The following is an 18,074-nucleotide window of genomic DNA, read 5'->3' on the forward strand; positions in this document are numbered from 1 at the left end:
CCTTGCTTCCCAGATTTCTTCAGCTTTTTTTCTGGTCGTCTGGGAGGATCAAGCTTGAGCTTGGCCAACTTTTTAACTAGGCTTGAAAAGCGGGAACGAAGCTGCCGATGTCTTGGGTTTACCAAGAAGCGGAGGGATCCTTTTCTAGCCGAGTCAATTCGGGAAACAGCGCCTCCAAGCTGGGCAGCAGCTTCTGCAGCACAAAGCTCTCCAAGGCCTCGCCGCCTAGGGGATCGGGATTCATCTGCCCATGGGCTACGTCGTTGCGGTATTCGCTTAGGCAAGACCAAAGATCAGCAAGCTGCTTCACATCCGAAACGTGGGCGGCAATGGGAGGAAGAAACTGAAGCTGCTCCTCTTGCTGGATGAGGGATGACCCTGATTCGCCAGTTGCAGGGGGATCTCCCAAGGGCTGCTTTCTCCGCTGGATAAGGGATCCCAACTGGTGTTCAACTACTTGCCGCGCTTCTCGTTGGCGGTAGTTTTGGAGCCCCTCACAGAGGCAAAGGGCGGAGACCACCCACTCGCGGGCCAAGAGAATGGCTTGGGTGGTGAGGCGCTTTTCAACATACCAGCGCAGCAGTTGAAAGTGCTTTTGAACTTGCGCTTGGGGATCCGCCGCCTTTTCTGCCGGCAGCGCCAGTTGGCTGTAGCTATCTTGAATACTTTGCAGCAGTAGGCCAAGGGGCTTGGCAAATTGGCCCGCTTCCTTGGCCAACTCCTCGGTGGAGTGTCGTTGTAACTTGCGCAAGTCCTCCTGCAGGCTGACGGGCCTCACCAGCTCCAGGGAACGGGAGATGTCGCGGATGGCCTGTCCAAAGCTCTGCAGCCGGGTGGGCCGGGGATCCCCTTTGCCGGGCTTTTGCTGCCGGTAAAAGTCCCGTTGAACCCTGTCCAAAAGCTGCCCCAGTTCCACCGCCGAGCCGGTGCTGATGAACTTGTCACTAGCCGTCAGCCAGTCCAAAAGCCGAATGGCCGGCGTGAGATCGATGATGGGGGTTTCTGCCTGGCCATGGCGGTAGAGGCCGTAGTAGAGCCCCTGGATCTCGACGTTTTTAGCCTTGCGCAAAAGGGCGGCTCCCAAGAGCATCAGCACCGGGATGGAGCGAAAGGCGTGGGTGATGTCAAAAAGCAGCTGGGTGTTAGGCTCGATGCTATCCACCAGCACGTCGAAGATCTCCCAAGTCTCTGCCTCGGTTTTCCCTTCGGGGATAGCCCTGGCAATTTTCTCCACGTGGGAGGGAAGACAGTCCTGCAGACAGTTCCAGTGCGTAGCGCGGGCTTCTTCGGTAAGCAGGAGAACAACCCTGTCAATCTCAAAAAGCTGGCAGAGGGCTTTGGCAACGTAGCAGGTTTTATCTGCCCTTTGCTCTCCAAAGAAATACACTGTCTCCGTGTATTTGGTGGTGCCCAGGGTAGTCAAAAGGGTTTTGGCCATAGGGATCCTCCAGGTGAGCCTGCAACAATCAAAGCATAGGCGCTGGCAAGCTCCTGCAACCTGAAAGCCCCCCTTCACGAAAACAAGACACCTTTTCCCAAACAGAGAAGGTGAAAGAGCCTGAAGTTAACCTAGAAAGCAGTTGGCCTCTGGAGCGATGGGGATTCCAGCATGATCTCGACGAAAAGCTATCGCTCACTCCCGAACAACTTCTCGCCTTGCCAGAGGAAGATGCTACCTGTGAGCTGGTCGATGGGCAAGCTGTTCCCAAACATGAACCCATGTCGCCAAAGCGCTTCCACGCTCGTCTTCAGCCTATCTTGTGGCGAATCCTTGAGGACTGGTGTTCCGCTGCTGAGTGTCCCAAGCCGAGATCCGCTCACACTGAATGGGCAATTGTCCTAAGTCGACAAGGGGAGCCCTGGATCCCGGTTCCGGATATCACCTACATCTCCAATGAGCGATTGCCAATTGAAGCCATGGCCGATGAGCCCTGTTCTGCCATTCCTGAACTGGTGGTTGAGATCCTTTCTCCAGAGCAGAGTTTTGGGGCTGCACTTCAAAAAGCAGCGGGGATCCCCCGCGTTTGGATTGTGGATCCGCAGGCCAAGAGCATCACAGTCTTCTACCCCGATGCCCCGCCAAAGACCTTTACGGGATCCCAAGCTATTCAAGAGGATTTCTTGCCGGGCTTGAAGGTTGTTCCTCAGGATGTATTTGCCCAAGCGCGGATCCCTTAGCGAGCAGCAACCTCAAACAGCAAAAGATAAGGAGGATCTCCTGATGCTATCAACTACAGAGCCGCTGGTTTCAGGTCAAAAACTGACTCCCGAGCAGTTTCTAGCCTTGCCAGAGGGAGATGTTACCTATGAGCTGGTCGATGGACAAGCCGTCCCCAAGGATGCGCCCATGTCGCCCCAAAGGTTTCATGCCTCCCTGCAGAAACGACTGCTTTGGATCCTGGATGCATGGTGTCAGGGTAAGGGGGATGTATACACAGAGTTGGCGATTGTTTTGCAGCGGCAAGGGAAAGAATGGTTTCCGGTTCCCGACCTACTCTATGTTTCCTTTGAGCGCTGGCCAGCCCAGCATACCCAAGATGGACCTTGTCCGGTAGCTCCTGAGTGGGTGATTGAGATCCTTTCTCCTGGCCAAAGCTTTGGGGCGATGCTTCAGAAAGTAGCCGATTACTTGGATGCGGGCGTCCCCCGAGTTTGGGTGGTGGATCCCCAAGCTAAGAGCATCACGGTCTTTTATCCCGATGCCCCACCGCGGACATTTACTGGATCCCAAGTGATTCAGGATGAGTTCCTGCCAGGCCTGGCGGTTGTCCCTCAAGATGTGTTTGCCCAAGCGAGGATCCCTTAGTTGTTTTAGCGATTTGAGAGGGTTACCATGATTGAAGCTCTAGAAGGGCTAGCGCAAGAGCTTGCTGAAAACTCTGCAGCAGTTCCTCGGAAGATTTGGACGGATGAAGAGTTTATGGCCCTGCCCGATGATGGCAATCGCTATGAAGTTGTGAACGGGGAACTGGTTGCCGTGGGCTCGGCAGGTGCGAAGCATGGATACTATGTAAGTTTGATTCACATCATCCTAGGCGCCTACGTCCGCCGCCAGAAGCTCGGCTTTACTTTCGACGCTGATACCTCGTTTAAAATGAAATCTGGCAACCGCCGCTCCCCAGATTGTTCTTTTTTCTCCAAAGAGCGGCTGCGATCCCTTGGCGGGATCCCCAAGGGCTACATCGAGGGAGCTCCGGACCTGGCTATAGAGGTTCTCTCTGAGGCCAATACTGTAGGAGAGATCCACGACAAAATTGTCGAGTATTTTGAGAACGGATCCCGGCTTGTTTGGGTCATTCATCCCGAAGAAAAGTATGTTTTAGTCTACCGCCAGCCTGAGCCCGCAGCATTGAAGCGGCCAGGGGACATTCTGGAAGGCGAAGAGGTGATCCCTGGTTTTGCCTTGGATTTGTCAGAGTTTTTTGCCGAGCCTGAGTTCTAGGGTTCTAAGGCACCTGGTAAACTGGTCCCAAAAACGGGATCCGCTTTCATGGCACCACTTCACCTGCAAGTCCTGGAGCGCAACCCCAGACGGCTGCGGATTGCCCTGCAAAGGTTTACCCCTGAGCAACTGGCCTGGCGGGTGGTTGTGGGCCTAGGGCTGTTGGCGCTGGGATCCCAGCTGTGGGCTCGTTCGCTGCTCTTGGGGTTGGTGCTTGTGGGGGTGGGCCTATGGACTGGGATCCCTTGGGGGTTGGGGCAAATCTTGAGCTTGGATCGCGAAAACCAACGGGTCACCTTAACCCGTCTGCGTGGCCCTTGGGGAATTTGGCGGCAGCAGGCGTTCTCCTATCCCTTGGCTCAATTGCAAGGGGTGCGGATACATCGGGTAGGCTGGGAGCTCTTAGACAACCAAGCCCAAGAGAGTTTCCAAGTCCAAAGTCAGGTGCGGCTCCAGTTTCGCGAAGACCCTTCCCAACTTGATCCAAAAGAGGAGGTCATCGCTTGCTTCAATAGCCAAGTAGGCGTCAAAGGGAGCGAGCCAGAGGCTTTCGTGCTCTCTCAGCGGCTGGTGGGCTGGATTCAAGCATATCTAGGAAATCCAAAAAAGAACCCCTTGTCCTAAAGCTCCCTTGTCAGGGGATACTGTCCTCCCCAGGGAGATAGCGGAAATGCTGGCACAATGCCTGAGTCTAGGTTAGAAATGCTACCGATTAATCGGCCAGCCTAACTTCTATGAGCGTCCCTAGGGATTTGGTTAACCTGATTACCTTACTCAGCCAGAACACTTTGCCCACTTGGCTTGGGCTAGTCCTTTGGGGATCTTCTCTAGCAGTGCTGATCTACTGGCAAAGGCGGCGGCTGCAGCAAGCTCAGCTGGGCTTTGCAGACATCGTCATGCTGGCGCGGGCGGATACAACGGTTGTGGAGTGCAACGAAACTTGTCGGAAGGTTTTAGGCGATTGGCGGGGCAGGCGCTGGCTTGAGGCCCTGCCAGTAGAGGAACAAGAAGAGGTGCGGCAGAAAATAGCCCAGCTCACTCCTCAGCACCCCTTCTTTAGCCAAGTCAGTAGGTTAATAGATGGGCGGGGAGAGGTGCGCTGGTTGGAGTGGGTCAACCAGGGCATCTTTGACTGGCGGGGCCGGTTGCAGTTTATTCGTGGGCTAGGCCGAGACATTACCGAGAAGAAGCAATGGGAAGAAAACCTGCGGCTGCAGGAAGCCCAACTGCGCGCTTTGCTAGATGCCCTGCCGTTGGCGGTGTGGGCCAGGGATCCTCAAGGAGTGCTGATTTTACAAAATGCCACCGACCGCGCCTGGTTTGGCGATCTGCTGGGCACTTCTTTGGAGGCAGTGGCTCAAGAACACGGGGACTGGCAAGAGTATGTCGCCCGCGCCCTTCGAGGGGAAGTTGTCAAGTACGAGGGGAAAGAGCTCGTTCAGGGAGAAGAGCGCTATACCTATGCAACAAGAGCTAGTAGAGCAGCAGGAGCGCTTTCGCGCCTTCATCAACAACAGCCATGAGATCTTGTGCCGAATTGACGGCCAGGACCGGTTGCATTGCCTTAACCCACCGGCGGCTAAGAGGATCCTAGGGCGCTTTCTTGAAGAGGGAGAGCCGCTGCCTTGGGAGTGGATCCACCCTGAAGATCGACAGGCTGTTGTCAACGCTTTCCAGCGCCTAAGAGCTAGCCCAGGCGAGACGCTCAGCTTTGTCTATCGGGCCCAGCACGCCGATGGCCATTGGGTGTGGCTGGAGAGCCGCTGCACCAACCTTTTGCAGGATCCTTTAGTGCAGGGAATTGTGTGCAGCAGCCGCGACATTACCCAACAAAAGCAGGTGGAACTAGCTTTGCGGGAAAGCGAAGCCCGCTTTCGGGAAATGGCCGAGGCTGTGCCGGTGAATTTCTTCGTCTGTTCCGCAGATCTCAGCCAAGTTCTCTACGAAAGCCCCCGGTGTCAAAGCATCTGGGGATACACCCCGGAGGAGTTTTATCAAAAACCGGATCTTTGGAAAGCAAGGCTTCACCCTGAAGATCTGCCCCGTGTTTTTCGATCTCTTCCTCGAGTTATTCGAGGGGAGCAGCCAATCACCTACCGCATCTTCCATCGAGATGGCAGCCTGCGCTGGTTACGCACTTCCTGTCAGCCTATTTTTAATGAGCAGCAAGAAATCATCCGCTTTGTAGGTGTTACGGAAGACATCACCGAGCAAAAAGAGGTGGAGCTGGCTCTACAAGCAAGTGAGGCTCGCCTTAGAGCTATTCTGGACAGCATCCCCTTTTCCATCTTCCTCAAAGACCTGGAGGGGCGCTATCTTCACGCCAACAGGTTTTATCTACAACAGAGAGGTTCTGAGCTAGGAGAACTTATTGGCAAGCTGGATGATGAGCTTTTCACTCCCGAAGAGGCCCGCGAGTTCCGAGAGCAGGATCAGAGAGCTCTCCAATCTCCGGATCCTGTCAGCTACGAGCGGATTTTTTCCCGCAATGGCAAGCAATTGAGCCAGTGGGTTACCAAATTTGCCCTGCGAGATTGCCAGGGGGATCCCTATGCCGTCTGTGGCGTTGTTGTGGACATAACGCCTCTTAAGCAGGCTCAGGATCTGTTGATGCAAGAAGCAGAGCGGGAGCGACTACTAGGGGCTTTGCTGCGGCGGATCCGACAAGCTCTAGACCTGCCAGTTATTTTGCAAACAACCACTGCCGAGGTGCGGGAGTTTCTCCAGGTGGATCGGGTAATGATCTACCAGTTGCAGGAGGGGGCAGGGGGGTTTGTGGCCGCTGAGTCAGTGGTGGATCCCTGGCCTAGTCACTTGGGCCGCTACGTGTGGGATGAGTATTTCCCCAGGGATCCCTGCCATCGCAAGTACCAGCAGGGCTTTGTGCAAGCCATCGAAAATGTGGCGACCGCCAGTTTGGATCCTTGCTATCGGCAGCTCTTGGAATCTTTCCAGGCCCAGGCCAACTTGGTGATCCCAATCCGACGGGGTGAAGACCTTTGGGGCCTCTTGGTGGCGCAGCACTGCCAATCCAGCCGCCCGTGGCAGGAGTGGGAAATTGAGCTTTTGCAGAAACTGACCGACCAGTTGGCTATCGCGTTGCAACAGGCTCAGTTGTACGAGCAGGTAAAAGCTCTAAACCAAACGCTAGAAGAAAAAGTGCGGCAGCGCACTGCAGAGCTAGAGCGGGCTTTGCAATTTGAGGCTCTCCTAAGAAGCATTACCAACCGCGTGCGCGATTCTCTCGACGAAGCTGAGATCCTCAGCGCCGCCGTGCGCGAGCTGGGAGAAAGTCTAGATGCCGATGGCTGCGATATCAGCCTTTACAACGCCGATTTCACCCTTGCCACCATCCGCTACGAGTATTGCCCCCGCTCGAAGTCTTACCTAAATCTCTCTGTACCTTTGCAGAGAGGCCCTTACGGAGACGTTCATCGACAACTGCTCAGGGGGCAGTCTTGTCTATTTTGCTTTTCAGGGAAAGCCCTGGAAGACCGCCAAGTAGTGATGGCTTGTCCCTTGCTAGATAAAGGCCAAGTCCTGGGGGATCTGTGGATCTTTCGATCGGCTCGGCGTCCTTTCGACGACCAGGAGATCCGACTTATCCAGCAGGTGGCCAACCAATGTGCCATTGGACTGCGCCAGGCGCGCTTGTTCCAAGCTGCCCAAGAGCAGGTGCAAGCTCTAGAGCGCCTCAACCAATTGAAAGACGACTTCATCAGCACCGTCAGCCACGAGCTGCGCACTCCCCTCACTAGCCTAAGGATGGCTCTCAAAATGCTGCAGATAGCTCCCTCTGAGGAGAAGCGAGCCCAATACCTGGCTATTGCCGAGCGGGAATGCCAGCGGGAAATCGAGCTCGTCAGCGACCTGCTGGATCTGCAGCGGCTACAAGCCGGGGCCTATGCCCTGAACATCCAAGCCCTCACCTGGCGGGAGCTGCTGGGGGATCTGCTGACGGTTACCCAAGAGCGGGCCCGCGCCAAGGGGCAAACTTTCCAAGCCAGCGTTCCCCTGGAGAGATCCCTCACGACAGATCCCTTGCTCTTAGGGCGAATCCTGCGCGAGTTGCTGCACAATGCGGTGAAATACACCCCACCCCAGGGATCCATCCGCTTGCAGATCGAAACGGAAAATTGTCGAAGCCGCATCCAGGTCAGCAATAGTCAAGAGATCCCTGCCGAGGAGCTCACGCGCATCTTTGAGCGCTTTTACCGCATTCCCAGCAATGATCCCTGGAAGGAAGGGGGCACCGGTCTAGGCCTGGCCTTGGTGAAACAGATGGTGGATCAGCTGCGCGGATCCATCGAGGTCAGCAGCGCCGCCGGCTGGACAACCTTTACGCTCCACCTGCCCCATCTGCCGCAACTTTAATCTGCTTGGTGAGAATAGCTCCTAAGAGCTTGACTCAGTACTTGAGATCCCCTATCATTGCCTAGGGCGAAGCTACTGATACAGACTCTCAATAGGCTTGGTCTAGAAAAGCAGGATTTGGAAGGGTTGGTCCGCTTCTAGGGCCAGATCCGTTGCTGCTGACGAAATCAGTGCAGCAGCTTTTCCTGAGATTTTTTTTGAGTTTAGGAGTTGGGTATGCGCTTATCGCGACGGCAGTTGGTTAACGCAGCTGTGTTGGGATCGGTAGCCTTGACAGTAGGCTCGCTGGGGCGTTCGGCTCGCGGCGCCAACCGGGAGGTCAACCTCTACACCTCTCGGCACTACAGCACAGATGAAAAACTATACGAACTGTTCAGACAGAAAACGGGCATTAGGGTAAACTGGGTGCAGGGCAACGCCGACGAGATTCTCCAGCGCCTCCGCAGCGAGGGATCCAACAGCCCCGCTGACATTTTCATGACAGTGGATGCGGCCCGGCTGTGGCGGGCTCAAAACGAAGGCTTGTTTCAACCTATCCAGTCGGAGACGCTCGCTAAAAACATCCCAGAATCCCTGCGGGATCCGGAAGGCTACTGGTTCGGCCTGACCAAGCGGGCGCGAGTAATCATGTACAACAAGGACAAGGTGGATCCCAAGGAGCTGTCCACCTATGAGGATCTCGCTAACCCCAAGTGGCGGGGCAAGGTGCTCACTCGCTCCTCCAGCAATGTGTACAGCCAGTCTCTGACGGCTTCGATCATCTTGGCGCACGGGATCCCGGAGACGGAAAAGTGGGCGCGGGGCTTGGTGGCCAACTTTGCCCGCCCGCCAGAGGGGGGAGACATTGATCAAATCAAAGCCGTAGCCGCTGGCGTAGGAGACGTGGCCCTGGCCAACACCTACTATCTGGCGCGTTTGATCAAATCCGACAATCCAGAAGATCGCGCTGTAGCCGCGAAAATCGGCGTCTTCTTCCCCAACCAAGAGGATCGCGGCACTCACGTCAACATCAGCGGCGCCGGCATTCTGAAAACCGCTCCCAATAAAGAGGCTGCCATCCAGTTTCTGGAGTTTCTCTCCGGCCCAGAGGCGCAGGCCATCTTTGCCCAGAGCAACAACGAGTACCCGGTGCTGCGGGGGGCGGAGATCGACTCGGTGGTGGCCAGCTTTGGCACCTTCAAGGAAGACACGATCAACGCCGCCAGCATTGGCCGCGTTACCCCCGAGGCCCTGAAAGTCATGGATCGGGCTGGTTGGCGGTAAGGGCTAGGTTCACCCAAAATGCCGGGGTTGCCGAGAGCCTTCTTCTTGGCTCCCCGGTATGGCTAGATCAGATTTTTGCCAGCTCTCAGGAATTGCCATTGCAGTTGATGGGAAAGCTAGCTTGGCTAAATTCAAGAGCGCTTGGAGGCGATGGTTCAGCGGCTGGACGTTGCTGACCGTAGCCTTGACGGGCTTAATTTTGATTCCCACGCTAACAGTGCTGCTCAGCCTCCTTGCCGACGAGCGGCAGGTTTGGGGGCACCTGGTTGACACGGTCTTGGGGCTATATGTGCGCAACAGCCTGCTGATAATGGCGGGGGTGGCGCTGGGAGTCATCCTGGTGGGCAGCGGCACCGCCTGGCTGGTGACGATGTGCGAGTTTTGGGGGCGGGCCTGGCTGGAGTGGATGCTGGTGTTGCCCCTGGCGGCCCCTACCTATGTGTTGGCCTACGCCTACACCGATTTTTTGCAAGTAACTGGGGGCTTCCAGATCTGGCTACGGCGGGTCACCGGCTGGGGGATCGGCGACTACTGGTTCCCCAACATTCGCTCGCTGGGGGGGGCAATCCTGCTGATGACGCTGACTCTTTACCCCTATGTGTATCTCTCGGCGCGGCTAGCTTTCCAGGAACAGTCGGTGGCCTGTTTGGAGGTGAGCCGTTCCCTAGGCTACGGGCCCTGGGCTAGCTTTTTCCGGGTGGCTTTGCCTTTGGCGCGGCCAGGGATCGTGGCTGGCTGCCTCCTAGCGTTGATGGAGACCCTGAACGATTTCGGCACCGTCAGCTACTTCGGGGTCGATACCTTTACCACCGGCATCTACCGCACTTGGACGGCCCTCGGCAATCCGGTGGCAGCAGCTCAGCTCTCGGCGCTGCTGTTGCTGTGGGTGTTGCTGCTGATGGGCTTGGAGCAATTCTTGCGCCGGCGGGCGCGCTACTATCGCCAAGGGCTTAGGCCAGCTCTAGCCCGCTACCGTCTGCAGGGGATCCGAGCGGTGGGAGCGTGGCTAGCCTGTGGGATCCCGGTTGGGCTAGGCTTTGTCGTCCCCGCCCTTATCCTGCTCCAGATGACGCTGCGCCAGGGAGCGGTGGGCCGCCACTTTTGGAGCTACGCCCGGAATAGCCTTCTACTAGCCACCATCACAGCGGTGATTGCCGTTTCGGTGTCGGTGGTGGTGCTGTATGGGCTGCGGCTGCAGCGGGGATCCACCTGGAGCCTGCGGCTGGCAGTGCGCTTGTCTTCTTTAGGCTACGCGCTGCCAGGTATGGTGATTGCCGTGGGAGTTCTGCTTCCCCTGGGGCGACTGGATCAACTGCTGAGCTACTTGCGGCAGGTGCTCTTTCAGCAGCCACCCGGTTTGGTTCTTAGCGGCACCATCGCCGCCCTGGTATTTGGCTATTTGGTGCGCTTTTTGGCAGTGGCTCTAGCCACCGTCGAGGCAACCCTGCTGCGCATCCCCCCCAGCCTGGACGAGGCAGCCCGCAGCCTGGGGCAGGGATCCCTGGGCACCCTGTGGCGAGTGCACCTGCCGCTGATGGGAGGCGGGATCTTGGGGGCAATGCTGCTGGTGTTTGTGGATGTCATGAAGGAGCTGCCAGCCACGATGGTGCTGCGGCCTTTTAACTTTGATACCCTGGCCGTTTACACCTACCGCATGGCTGCCGACGAACGCCTGGCCGAGGCCGGTGCCCCTGCTTTGGCAATGGTCTTGGTGGGGCTCTTGCCTGTCATCCTGCTCAACTCCCAAATGGCCCGGCAGCGTAACTTGTACTCTTCCGGACGGGAAGAGACCTAGAGGGCCTCGGCACCTGCCACCACCTCGAGGATCTCCTGGGTAATGGCCGCTTGCCGAGCTTTGTTGTAGGCAAGGGTGAGGGTACGGATAAGCTCAGTGGCGTTGTCGCTGGCATTGCTCATAGCTGTCATCCGGGCCGCCAGCTCGCTGGCTGCTGCCTCCTGCAGAGCCCGCAGCAATTGATTGTTCAGGTACAGAGGCAGGAGCGCATCCAGGATTTGCACGGGATCCTGCTCGAAGATCATGTCCGGCGGCGGGGCTGAGACAGGAGCAACGATCTTGCTGCGCTCGACGGTAAACTCTCCCCCCCGCACCAGCAGGTTAAAGATCTCGTCGTCGCGAGCAGCCAGGCGCGTAGGGTCTAGAGGCAGCAGGGATTGCACCACTGGCCGCGAGCTAATCAGCGAGACAAAGCGGGTGTAGATGAGCTCCACCTTATCCACCTTCTCGGAGAGGAAAGCGGAGAGCAGCTCATCCCCAATTGGAGCGGCTTCAGCGGCAGTGGGGATCTGCGGCAGATTCACGTAGGTCTTGGCGATAGGGGCAGAGCGCCGCTGAAAATACTGCACCGCCTTGCGGCCTACCAGGTAAAGCTGCACCTGCTGCCCTGTTTCCTGCAGCTCGCCCACTCGCTCCTCAGTACGCTTGATAACGTTGGCGTTGTAGGGGCCACACAGACCCCGATCCCCAGCCACCACTAGCAGGCCCACTGTTGCCACAGGGCGCTGCTTTAGCAAGGGCAGCTCGACATTTTCCAGCCGCAGCCGCGTCTGCAGCCGATAGAAAACCTGGGCCAGGCGATTGGCAAAGGGACGGGTAGCCATCACCTGCTCCTGAGCCCGCCGCACCCGCGCTGCCGCCACCAGGCGCATGGCCTCCGTGATTTTACGGGTGTTCTTCACTGCCTTGATGCGATCCCGAATTGGCTTTAGCTTGGCCATAACCCTCTCTCTTGTTGGATCTGCCCCTAGGCTGCCTGAGCTACAAAGCTTTGCTTGAACTCTGCAATGGCGGTTTTTAGGATCTCTTCCGCCTCCTCGGTAAGCTGCTTGGTGGAGAGGACGATTTCGCCATATTTGGGATGGGCGGTGCTCAAGTAGGACAGCAGTCCCTGCTTGAAGCTGGAGACCTTCTCTAGCGGGATGTCGTCCAGGTAGCCCTGCGTTCCCGCATAGATAATGGCTACTTGCTGGTCCAAAGACAGGGGCGAATATTGGGGCTGCTTGAGGATCTCCTGCAGCCGTTGGCCGCGGGCCAGTTGCTTTTGGGTGGCCTCATCCAAGTCGGAGGCAAACTGGGCAAAGGCTTCCAGATCCCGATACTGCGCCAGTTCCACCTTCAGGGAGCCAGCGACCTTCTTCATAGCCTTGGTTTGCGCCGCCGAGCCAACGCGGCTAACGGAAATGCCAATGTTGATGGCTGGGCGAATGCCAGCGTTGAACAGATCCGACTCCAGGAAGATCTGGCCGTCGGTAATGGAGATAACGTTGGTGGGAATGTAGGCCGACACGTCATTGGCCTGGGTTTCCACAATCGGCAGGGCGGTCATGGATCCCTCGCCCAATTGGCTGTTGAGCTTGGCTGCCCGTTCCAGTAGCCGCGAGTGCAGATAGAACACATCGCCCGGATAGGCTTCCCGACCGGGGGGACGGCGCAACAGCAGCGACATCTGGCGGTAGGCTACTGCCTGCTTGGACAGGTCGTCGTAGACCACCAGGGTGTGCTTGCCTTGGTACATGAAGTATTCGGCAATGGTGGCCCCGCAGTAAGGAGCCAGCCACTGTAGGGGGGCCGGGCTGTCGGCGCCAGCAGCCACCACGACGCTATAGTCCATTGCCCCCCGCTCGGTTAGGATGTTCACCACCTGGGCGATGTTGCTCTGCTTCTGGCCGATGGCCACATAGATGCAAATGACGTCCTGTCCTTTTTGGTTGAGGATGGTGTCGACCGCAAGGGTGGTCTTACCCGTTTGGCGGTCGCCGATAATGAGCTCCCGCTGTCCCCGCCCAATGGGGATCAAGGCGTCGATGGCGGTGATGCCGGTCTGGAGCGGCTCATACACCGAGCGGCGGTCAATGATGCTGGGAGCTGGGGACTCAATGAGGCGAGTCTCGGTGCAGTGAATCGGCCCTTTGCCGTCGAGGGGATTGCACAAGGGATCGACCACGCGGCCCAGCAGGGCTTCCCCTACGGGAATGCTGGCAATTCTGCCTGTGGCCTTGACAGTAGAGCCTTCTTGGATGTTACGGCCGTCGCCAATCAGCACGGCGCCAACGTTGTCTTCCTCGAGGTTGAGAGCAATGCCCAGCGTGCCATCCTCAAACTCCAGCAGCTCACTGGCCATCACCTTCTCCAAGCCATAGATGCGGGCAATGCCGTCTCCTACTTGCAGAACCGTGCCGACATTGGAGACCTGCATCTCCCGGTTGTACTGCTCGATCTGCTGCTTGATGATGGTGCTAATCTCATCTGGGCGAATGGTAGGCATGGCAGTCCTCTCAGGAAAGGGGATCTCAAAACTTAAGCTAGCTGCAGCGCCAGCCGGCGCAACTGGCCGCGCAAGCTGAGGTCGATGACCTGGGAGCCAATCTTGAGGATCACTCCGCCTAGCACTGTGGGATCTTGGCTAATCTGCAGCTCCACGCTGCTGGCTTGCGTGAAGTCCTTTACCCGCTCCCGGATGGATTGCTGCTGGGCTTCGGTCAAGGGCACTGCGGCAGTTACCTCCGCAAGAACAATGTTTTGCAGTTTCCGCTGCAGCTCCAAGAAACGCTGACAGAGAGCCCCAAGGAACATGATGCGGCGGCGGTCGGTCAACAGCTGAAGGGCGTTGAGCAGCAGCGGGTGGATCTGATCGGCAAACACCTGCTGCAGAAGGTTTTTCTTGGCTTCCGTCTTCACCAGGGGGCTAGCCAGAAACTGGCCCAGCTCCGGCGTGGCCTGCAAAACAGCGGCAATAAAGCGCACATCGGCGGTAAAGGTGTCTAGCAACCCCTGTCCAGAAGCCAGAGAAACCAAAGCCTCGGCGTAGGGATCCACTACCCTAAGAGCCATTTTCCGGTTCAGCATGGGTTTCCGTTTCTCCTGAACTCACCTAGCGGGCAAGCATCTGGATCCCTTGCTCAATGAGGCGATGGTGAATCTGCTCATTGAGGTGTTGCGGCAGCTCCTGTTCCACCTTGCGCAGCGCTTGGCGAACAATTTGGCAGCGCAGCTCTTGGAGAATTTGCTCTTGCTCGGCGGCGAGATCCCTTGCCGCTTTGGCGCGCAGCCGTTCGATCTCCTGCTCCACCTGCTGCAACAGCTCCTGACGGCGGGCCTCTGCGCTAGCTTCCGCCTGACGGCGAATGCGCTCTGCTTCCTGCTGGGCCTGCGCCAGCTTTTGCTGTTCCTTCGCCAGCCTCTCGAGGGCTTCCTGCTTGCGCTGCTCCGCCTGCCGCAGCTCTTCGAGGATGCTTTCCCGCCGCTTGGCCAGCGCTTCCCCCACCACTCGGCGACCCAAGAGGTACAGCAAAGTTAGGATAATGGCGATGTTGATGAGGTTGCTTTCTAGAACCGCCTCGAGGATCCCCGACTCAGCCACGGCCAAAAGCCAAGCGGGCATCCAGCTAAACCCTAGCATCACAAGCTACTCCCCAAGGAACGTTTAACCAGCCACTCAACGGACGCTGCCTAGCAATTTCTCGGTAATCTGGGCGGCGATGGCCTCCACTTGCTGCTGCAGCTGTTCAAGGGCTGCTTGCTTTTCCTGCTCAACCTGCCGCCGCGCCGCTTCCAGCTTGGCTTGGATCTCTGCCTGAGCTGCCGCCAGCTTCTCTAAACGGATGCGAGCAGCAGCCGCTTCCGCCTCGGCAATCACGGCCTGCGCCTGCAGGCGAGCTCGGCTAATCTCCGCCTCGTACTCTTGGGCCAGGGCCGCTGCCTTCTCCAACCGCTCCTGGGCTTCCGCCTGGGTGGAGCGGATGTAGTCGTTGCGGCTGTCAATAACCCGAGTAACCGGCTCGTAGAAGAGAGAGTTAAGCACGGCTACCAACAACAGAAATTGAATGGCGATGATGGGCAGGGTGGCATCCAAGTCGAAGAGACCATTTTTCTCGGCGGCCTCGACGGCCAAAAGGGCTGAGGAGAGCATGGGGCCTCAGGGACAAAAACGGGATTCTGAGCTGAAGCAAGACTAGGGGGCAAGCCGGCAGGGACTGTCCAGACTGCCCCCGAGACGACAGCACTAGGAGGCGAAGGGGTTAGCAAACAAAAGCACCAGCGCCACCACCAAGCCGTAGATGGTCAGAGCTTCCATGAAGGCCAGGCTGATCAACAGGCTGCCGCGGATCTTATCTTCCGCCTCTGGCTGGCGGGCCAGCCCCTCCATGGCCGCAGCAGCAGCATTCCCTTGGCCCAGCCCTGGACCCAGGGATCCCAAACCAATAGCCAGAGCAGCAGACAAAACAGAGGCAGCAGAGGTTAACGAATCCATAGCCATCGTGAGATTCTCCTCGTCGTTACAGAACAGAAGTAGGCACGACTGCAACAGCGCCTTTGGTTTGAGGTGATCTGGCTGGAGTCTCCGAGCCGATCGCCCCCTTGTCGGCGACCTCTGGGCACAGGCCCTCGGCCCCAACAAACCTTACCCAGCCCCGGCAACAACCCCCGGAAGAGGTGGGGAGAGCTGAGCGCCCCAGCCCTCGCCGACTCCTCGGCAGCTCAATCGTGGTGATCCCCACCCCCATGGCCTTCCAGCGCCTCTCCAATGTAAGCCGCCGAGAGGGTTGCGAAGATTAAAGCCTGAATGGCTCCGGTAAACAGGAACAGGATCATCACCGGCACCGGGATCAACAAGGGCACCAGCAACACCAACACCGCAATCACCAGCTCCTCGGCCAAGATGTTGCCAAACAGACGGAAACTTAGGGAGAGGGGCTTGGTGAAGTCCTCTAGAACGTTGATGGGCAAGAGAACCGGCGTGGGCTCGATGTACTTTTTAAAGTAGGACAGCCCCCGCTTGCTGATGCCGGCCACGAAATACATGATACTGGTAAGCAGCGCCAAGCCGGCAGTGGTGTTGATGTCGTTGGTGGGAGAAGCCAGCTCCCCTTCCGGCAACGGGATCAACTTCCAGGGGAAAAGATTCCCCATCCAGTTGGAGACAAAAATAAACAGAAACAAGGTGCCAACATAGGGCACCCAGGGCCGGAAGTTTTTCTCGCCAATCTGGGCACGGGCAATGCTTTGCACAAATTCCAAAACATACTCAACAAAGTTCTGCAAGCCAGCGGGCTCCCGCTGCAGTTGACGAGTGCCCAGCAGCACCACCGTCAAAATCAGGGCAATGGCAATCCAACTGGTAATCAGAACCTGGCCGTGGACCGTAAACTTGCCCAGGTGCCAGTAGAGGTGATGGCCAACCTCAAGCTCTGCTAAGAGAAAAGGCGAGGAGAAGGACGGGCTCATAAGCATCAGGAAGAGGAAGATAAACGGCTCAACGTCTGGACGAGGTAGATGAGCAGGGTGACCTTATACGTCATAAACCCAAAGAAGATGGGCAAAATCTGTAGGGACTTCACCTTCGCAGCCAAAACCATCAGCCCAACAAACAAAGCCAGGCGCGTCACCCCTAAACGGCTGCGAGTTTTGCCCAGCTCTGCCACGCTGCGGCCCAGCATGCGCAGATAGACTACGCCGACCATTGCCCCTAGCAAGTAGTTGCCTGCAACCCCTGGCGAGTAAACCAAAGCCAACCCCAGGGCAATGGGCAGGCTCACGCTAAGGGTAACTAGCGCCAGCCATAACTGCAGTGCCGCATAGCTTCTGCCCACTGTCCCCTCGCGAGAGGTTGGCTCTGGCTGCAGCGAAGCTTGGCAACCCCTCTCTTCCCCATCGTTTTGAGAAAGGGGCACGTCCTCTAGGGGAGGCAAGGGCCTGGGCTTCCACTGGGCTGCCTTCCAGCGGCTAGGACTGTGAGAGAGAAGTCTGAAAGAAGGGGACATGGAAGCGGGATTCCTACCTCTTAGGGGTCGGCCTTAACCCAAAATACCATGGCTGAGTAACAATACTTAACACACTAACACACTAGGCCAAACCAAGGCCCTAGGAAACTCTCATCTGCCTTCCAGAAAGACGGCTGGCCCACGAGGTGTTCCTTTAAGAATCTACCACCTTCCTGGATGGGCAATGGCGAGAATTGGAAAACTTTCCAAAAGCCTGCAGCGTAAAGTCTTGGGGAGGGGTAGTATTCTGTACCCCTGGGGGATCCTGCTGCAGATCCCGGCATACTAGGGTCAGGAAGGAGAGAAGGAGAGGATGATCCCACAGGAGTGGCTGCTGAAAGCCATTTGGGCGGACTACAGCCTAGCTGTGGCGCTGACCGTGGTGGTGCCGCTAGCTCTCTTGGTTTGGGCTTTTGCGGTGGGGCTGGGGCCCCTGATCCAGCTTCTGATTGTCTACTGGCGGGTGTCTAGCCTGTTGGCGGTAACCGTATATCTCATGATTGGCGGCCTGCCCATCAGTTTCCTGAGCGGGGCAATGGCACGGCTTTTGATCCCGCTCAGCCTTTGGTTCTGGCGGGATTGGAGCACCGCCCTCGAGCAGTCGAGAAGCTGGGCAGCGCGGGCTTTCTTGCTCTGGCGGTGGATCCTGACTGGCTATATGGGGGTCGGGTTCTTCTTTTCAGGAGCCTTTATGCCCTGCGCCTTCCAGGCTTCTTTGTCGCTGCAGTGTCGAGCCTGGTTTGAGCCGCCGCTGGGCTTTCGGGAGATCTTCCATCCCAATGTACCCCCCGAGCTGCTCGGGAGCCTAGGGGCCTGGGGCTTGGTAGTTTACCTACTCTACGGCGTCTATTTCGTCTGGCGGCTGCGGCCCCCTACCGAGAAAAGGGAGTTGGCAGCATGAGCGCCCTGCCCTGGCCGCTGGCTCTAGAGCGCTACAGCCAAGCCCACCCCCAGGAGGTGCTGCGGGTGGAGGTGGAAAGCGAGGGGGAAACGGACTTGGTGCTCATCTACCGCGGCTATAGCAGCTCCCTGCGCCGGCCCACCCCCCCCGATCCAGAGGTGCCGGTGATCCCTCCTCAGGCTCGCTTCTTACAGTTAGAGCGCCTCAGGGCCCCTTACCACCCTGAGCACTCCCAGGTTTTAGCTCTCTACCGCAGCTGGGAGGAGTTGAGGGCTTGGCTAATCCAAGAAGGGATCCCAGTAGCCGAGTAGGGGA

The 18,074-nt window shown here is 57.6% G+C and carries 19 protein-coding genes; 10 read left to right on the forward strand and 9 right to left on the reverse strand.

Annotation, left to right across the window (positions count from 1 at the left end):
* Positions 1 to 118 precede the first annotated feature (118 nt).
* Positions 119 to 1,438 (reverse strand): TIGR02221 family CRISPR-associated protein, encoded by a 1,320-nt coding sequence (gene csx2, locus NW812_RS07955; protein ID WP_414395673.1) that lies wholly within the window; start codon positions 1,436 to 1,438, stop codon positions 119 to 121.
* 110 nt (positions 1,439 to 1,548) lie between these two features.
* Between csx2 and NW812_RS07960 the strand changes: the two genes are divergently transcribed.
* The 8 genes from NW812_RS07960 to NW812_RS07995 all read left to right on the forward strand — a co-directional run bounded on the left by NW812_RS07960 (position 1,549) and on the right by NW812_RS07995 (position 10,874).
* The gene (locus NW812_RS07960; protein ID WP_414395675.1) at positions 1,549 to 2,178 is read left to right on the forward strand and encodes a Uma2 family endonuclease; all 630 of its coding nucleotides are present in this window, start codon (positions 1,549 to 1,551) and stop codon (positions 2,176 to 2,178) included.
* A gap of 43 nt (positions 2,179 to 2,221) precedes the next feature.
* Positions 2,222 to 2,806, forward strand: coding sequence for a Uma2 family endonuclease (locus NW812_RS07965; RefSeq protein ID WP_414395677.1), 585 nt, complete (start codon positions 2,222 to 2,224; stop codon positions 2,804 to 2,806).
* Positions 2,807 to 2,833: 27 nt separating this feature from the next.
* Entirely contained in the window at positions 2,834 to 3,442 is a 609-nt protein-coding gene (locus NW812_RS07970; protein ID WP_414395679.1) for a Uma2 family endonuclease, read from the forward strand.
* 48 nt (positions 3,443 to 3,490) lie between these two features.
* Positions 3,491 to 4,066 (forward strand): hypothetical protein, encoded by a 576-nt coding sequence (locus tag NW812_RS07975; protein ID WP_414395681.1) that lies wholly within the window; start codon positions 3,491 to 3,493, stop codon positions 4,064 to 4,066.
* 110 nt (positions 4,067 to 4,176) lie between these two features.
* Positions 4,177 to 4,965, forward strand: coding sequence for a PAS domain-containing protein (locus NW812_RS07980; protein WP_414395683.1), 789 nt, complete (start codon positions 4,177 to 4,179; stop codon positions 4,963 to 4,965).
* The gene (locus NW812_RS07985) at positions 4,904 to 7,816 is read left to right on the forward strand and encodes a PAS domain S-box protein (protein WP_414395685.1); all 2,913 of its coding nucleotides are present in this window, start codon (positions 4,904 to 4,906) and stop codon (positions 7,814 to 7,816) included. The genes NW812_RS07980 and NW812_RS07985 overlap by 62 nt, the downstream gene beginning before the upstream one ends.
* 216 nt (positions 7,817 to 8,032) lie before the next feature.
* Positions 8,033 to 9,079 (forward strand): Fe(3+) ABC transporter substrate-binding protein, encoded by a 1,047-nt coding sequence (locus NW812_RS07990; RefSeq protein ID WP_414395687.1) that lies wholly within the window; start codon positions 8,033 to 8,035, stop codon positions 9,077 to 9,079.
* 169 nt (positions 9,080 to 9,248) lie between these two features.
* Positions 9,249 to 10,874 (forward strand): ABC transporter permease, encoded by a 1,626-nt coding sequence (locus NW812_RS07995; protein WP_414395689.1) that lies wholly within the window; start codon positions 9,249 to 9,251, stop codon positions 10,872 to 10,874.
* Here the strand turns inward: NW812_RS07995 and NW812_RS08000 are convergent.
* The 8 genes from NW812_RS08000 to NW812_RS08035 form a co-directional block, all read right to left on the reverse strand.
* A complete protein-coding gene (locus NW812_RS08000; protein WP_414395691.1) occupies positions 10,871 to 11,815 on the reverse strand; it encodes a F0F1 ATP synthase subunit gamma in 945 nt (314 codons plus the stop codon). The genes NW812_RS07995 and NW812_RS08000 overlap by 4 nt on opposite strands.
* 26 nt (positions 11,816 to 11,841) lie before the next feature.
* Complete coding sequence (atpA, locus tag NW812_RS08005) at positions 11,842 to 13,362, reverse strand: F0F1 ATP synthase subunit alpha (protein ID WP_414395693.1); 1,521 nt, start codon at positions 13,360 to 13,362, stop codon at positions 11,842 to 11,844.
* Positions 13,363 to 13,394: 32 nt separating this feature from the next.
* A complete protein-coding gene (atpH, locus tag NW812_RS08010; protein ID WP_414395695.1) occupies positions 13,395 to 13,943 on the reverse strand; it encodes an ATP synthase F1 subunit delta in 549 nt (182 codons plus the stop codon).
* A 25-nt stretch (positions 13,944 to 13,968) separates the two neighbouring features.
* Entirely contained in the window at positions 13,969 to 14,478 is a 510-nt protein-coding gene (locus NW812_RS08015; RefSeq protein ID WP_414395697.1) for a F0F1 ATP synthase subunit B, read from the reverse strand.
* 54 nt (positions 14,479 to 14,532) lie between these two features.
* Positions 14,533 to 15,006: a F0F1 ATP synthase subunit B' gene (locus tag NW812_RS08020; protein ID WP_414395699.1), complete on the reverse strand. Its 474-nt coding sequence runs from the start codon at positions 15,004 to 15,006 to the stop codon at positions 14,533 to 14,535.
* A gap of 93 nt (positions 15,007 to 15,099) precedes the next feature.
* On the reverse strand, positions 15,100 to 15,348 hold the full coding sequence (gene atpE / locus NW812_RS08025) for an ATP synthase F0 subunit C (protein WP_414395918.1): 249 nt from the start codon (positions 15,346 to 15,348) through the stop codon (positions 15,100 to 15,102).
* Positions 15,349 to 15,575: 227 nt separating this feature from the next.
* Entirely contained in the window at positions 15,576 to 16,322 is a 747-nt protein-coding gene (gene atpB, locus NW812_RS08030; protein ID WP_414395700.1) for a F0F1 ATP synthase subunit A, read from the reverse strand.
* Between the two features lie 5 nt (positions 16,323 to 16,327).
* On the reverse strand, positions 16,328 to 16,858 hold the full coding sequence (locus tag NW812_RS08035) for a hypothetical protein (protein WP_414395702.1): 531 nt from the start codon (positions 16,856 to 16,858) through the stop codon (positions 16,328 to 16,330).
* Positions 16,859 to 17,171: 313 nt separating this feature from the next.
* Between NW812_RS08035 and NW812_RS08040 the strand changes: the two genes are divergently transcribed.
* Both NW812_RS08040 and NW812_RS08045 read left to right on the forward strand, forming a co-directional pair.
* Entirely contained in the window at positions 17,172 to 17,759 is a 588-nt protein-coding gene (locus NW812_RS08040; protein WP_414395704.1) for a DUF3177 family protein, read from the forward strand.
* On the forward strand, positions 17,756 to 18,070 hold the full coding sequence (locus NW812_RS08045; protein WP_414395706.1) for a hypothetical protein: 315 nt from the start codon (positions 17,756 to 17,758) through the stop codon (positions 18,068 to 18,070). The genes NW812_RS08040 and NW812_RS08045 overlap by 4 nt, the downstream gene beginning before the upstream one ends.
* Positions 18,071 to 18,074 lie beyond the last annotated feature (4 nt).

Source organism: Synechococcus sp. O70.2 (assembly GCF_047462135.1).
Taxonomy (GTDB): Bacteria; Cyanobacteriota; Cyanobacteriia; order Thermostichales; family Thermostichaceae; genus Thermostichus.

Bases quoted from the DNA above. Each gene is read 5' to 3' on its own strand.
- csx2 (WP_414395673.1), bottom strand. From the start codon at position 1,438: ATGGCCAAAACCCTTTTGACTACCCTGGGCACCACCAAATACACGGAG.
- NW812_RS07965 (WP_414395677.1), top strand. From the start codon at position 2,222: ATGCTATCAACTACAGAGCCGCTGGTTTCAGGTCAAAAACTGACTCCC.
- NW812_RS07970 (WP_414395679.1), top strand. From the start codon at position 2,834: ATGATTGAAGCTCTAGAAGGGCTAGCGCAAGAGCTTGCTGAAAACTCT.
- NW812_RS07975 (WP_414395681.1), top strand. From the start codon at position 3,491: ATGGCACCACTTCACCTGCAAGTCCTGGAGCGCAACCCCAGACGGCTG.
- NW812_RS07980 (WP_414395683.1), top strand. From the start codon at position 4,177: ATGAGCGTCCCTAGGGATTTGGTTAACCTGATTACCTTACTCAGCCAG.
- NW812_RS07985 (WP_414395685.1), top strand. From the start codon at position 4,904: ATGCAACAAGAGCTAGTAGAGCAGCAGGAGCGCTTTCGCGCCTTCATC.
- NW812_RS07990 (WP_414395687.1), top strand. From the start codon at position 8,033: ATGCGCTTATCGCGACGGCAGTTGGTTAACGCAGCTGTGTTGGGATCG.
- NW812_RS08000 (WP_414395691.1), bottom strand. From the start codon at position 11,815: ATGGCCAAGCTAAAGCCAATTCGGGATCGCATCAAGGCAGTGAAGAAC.
- atpA (WP_414395693.1), bottom strand. From the start codon at position 13,362: ATGCCTACCATTCGCCCAGATGAGATTAGCACCATCATCAAGCAGCAG.
- atpH (WP_414395695.1), bottom strand. From the start codon at position 13,943: ATGCTGAACCGGAAAATGGCTCTTAGGGTAGTGGATCCCTACGCCGAG.
- NW812_RS08015 (WP_414395697.1), bottom strand. From the start codon at position 14,478: ATGCCCGCTTGGCTTTTGGCCGTGGCTGAGTCGGGGATCCTCGAGGCG.
- NW812_RS08020 (WP_414395699.1), bottom strand. From the start codon at position 15,006: ATGCTCTCCTCAGCCCTTTTGGCCGTCGAGGCCGCCGAGAAAAATGGT.
- atpE (WP_414395918.1), bottom strand. From the start codon at position 15,348: ATGGATTCGTTAACCTCTGCTGCCTCTGTTTTGTCTGCTGCTCTGGCT.
- atpB (WP_414395700.1), bottom strand. From the start codon at position 16,322: ATGAGCCCGTCCTTCTCCTCGCCTTTTCTCTTAGCAGAGCTTGAGGTT.
- NW812_RS08035 (WP_414395702.1), bottom strand. From the start codon at position 16,858: ATGTCCCCTTCTTTCAGACTTCTCTCTCACAGTCCTAGCCGCTGGAAG.
- NW812_RS08040 (WP_414395704.1), top strand. From the start codon at position 17,172: ATGATCCCACAGGAGTGGCTGCTGAAAGCCATTTGGGCGGACTACAGC.
- NW812_RS08045 (WP_414395706.1), top strand. From the start codon at position 17,756: ATGAGCGCCCTGCCCTGGCCGCTGGCTCTAGAGCGCTACAGCCAAGCC.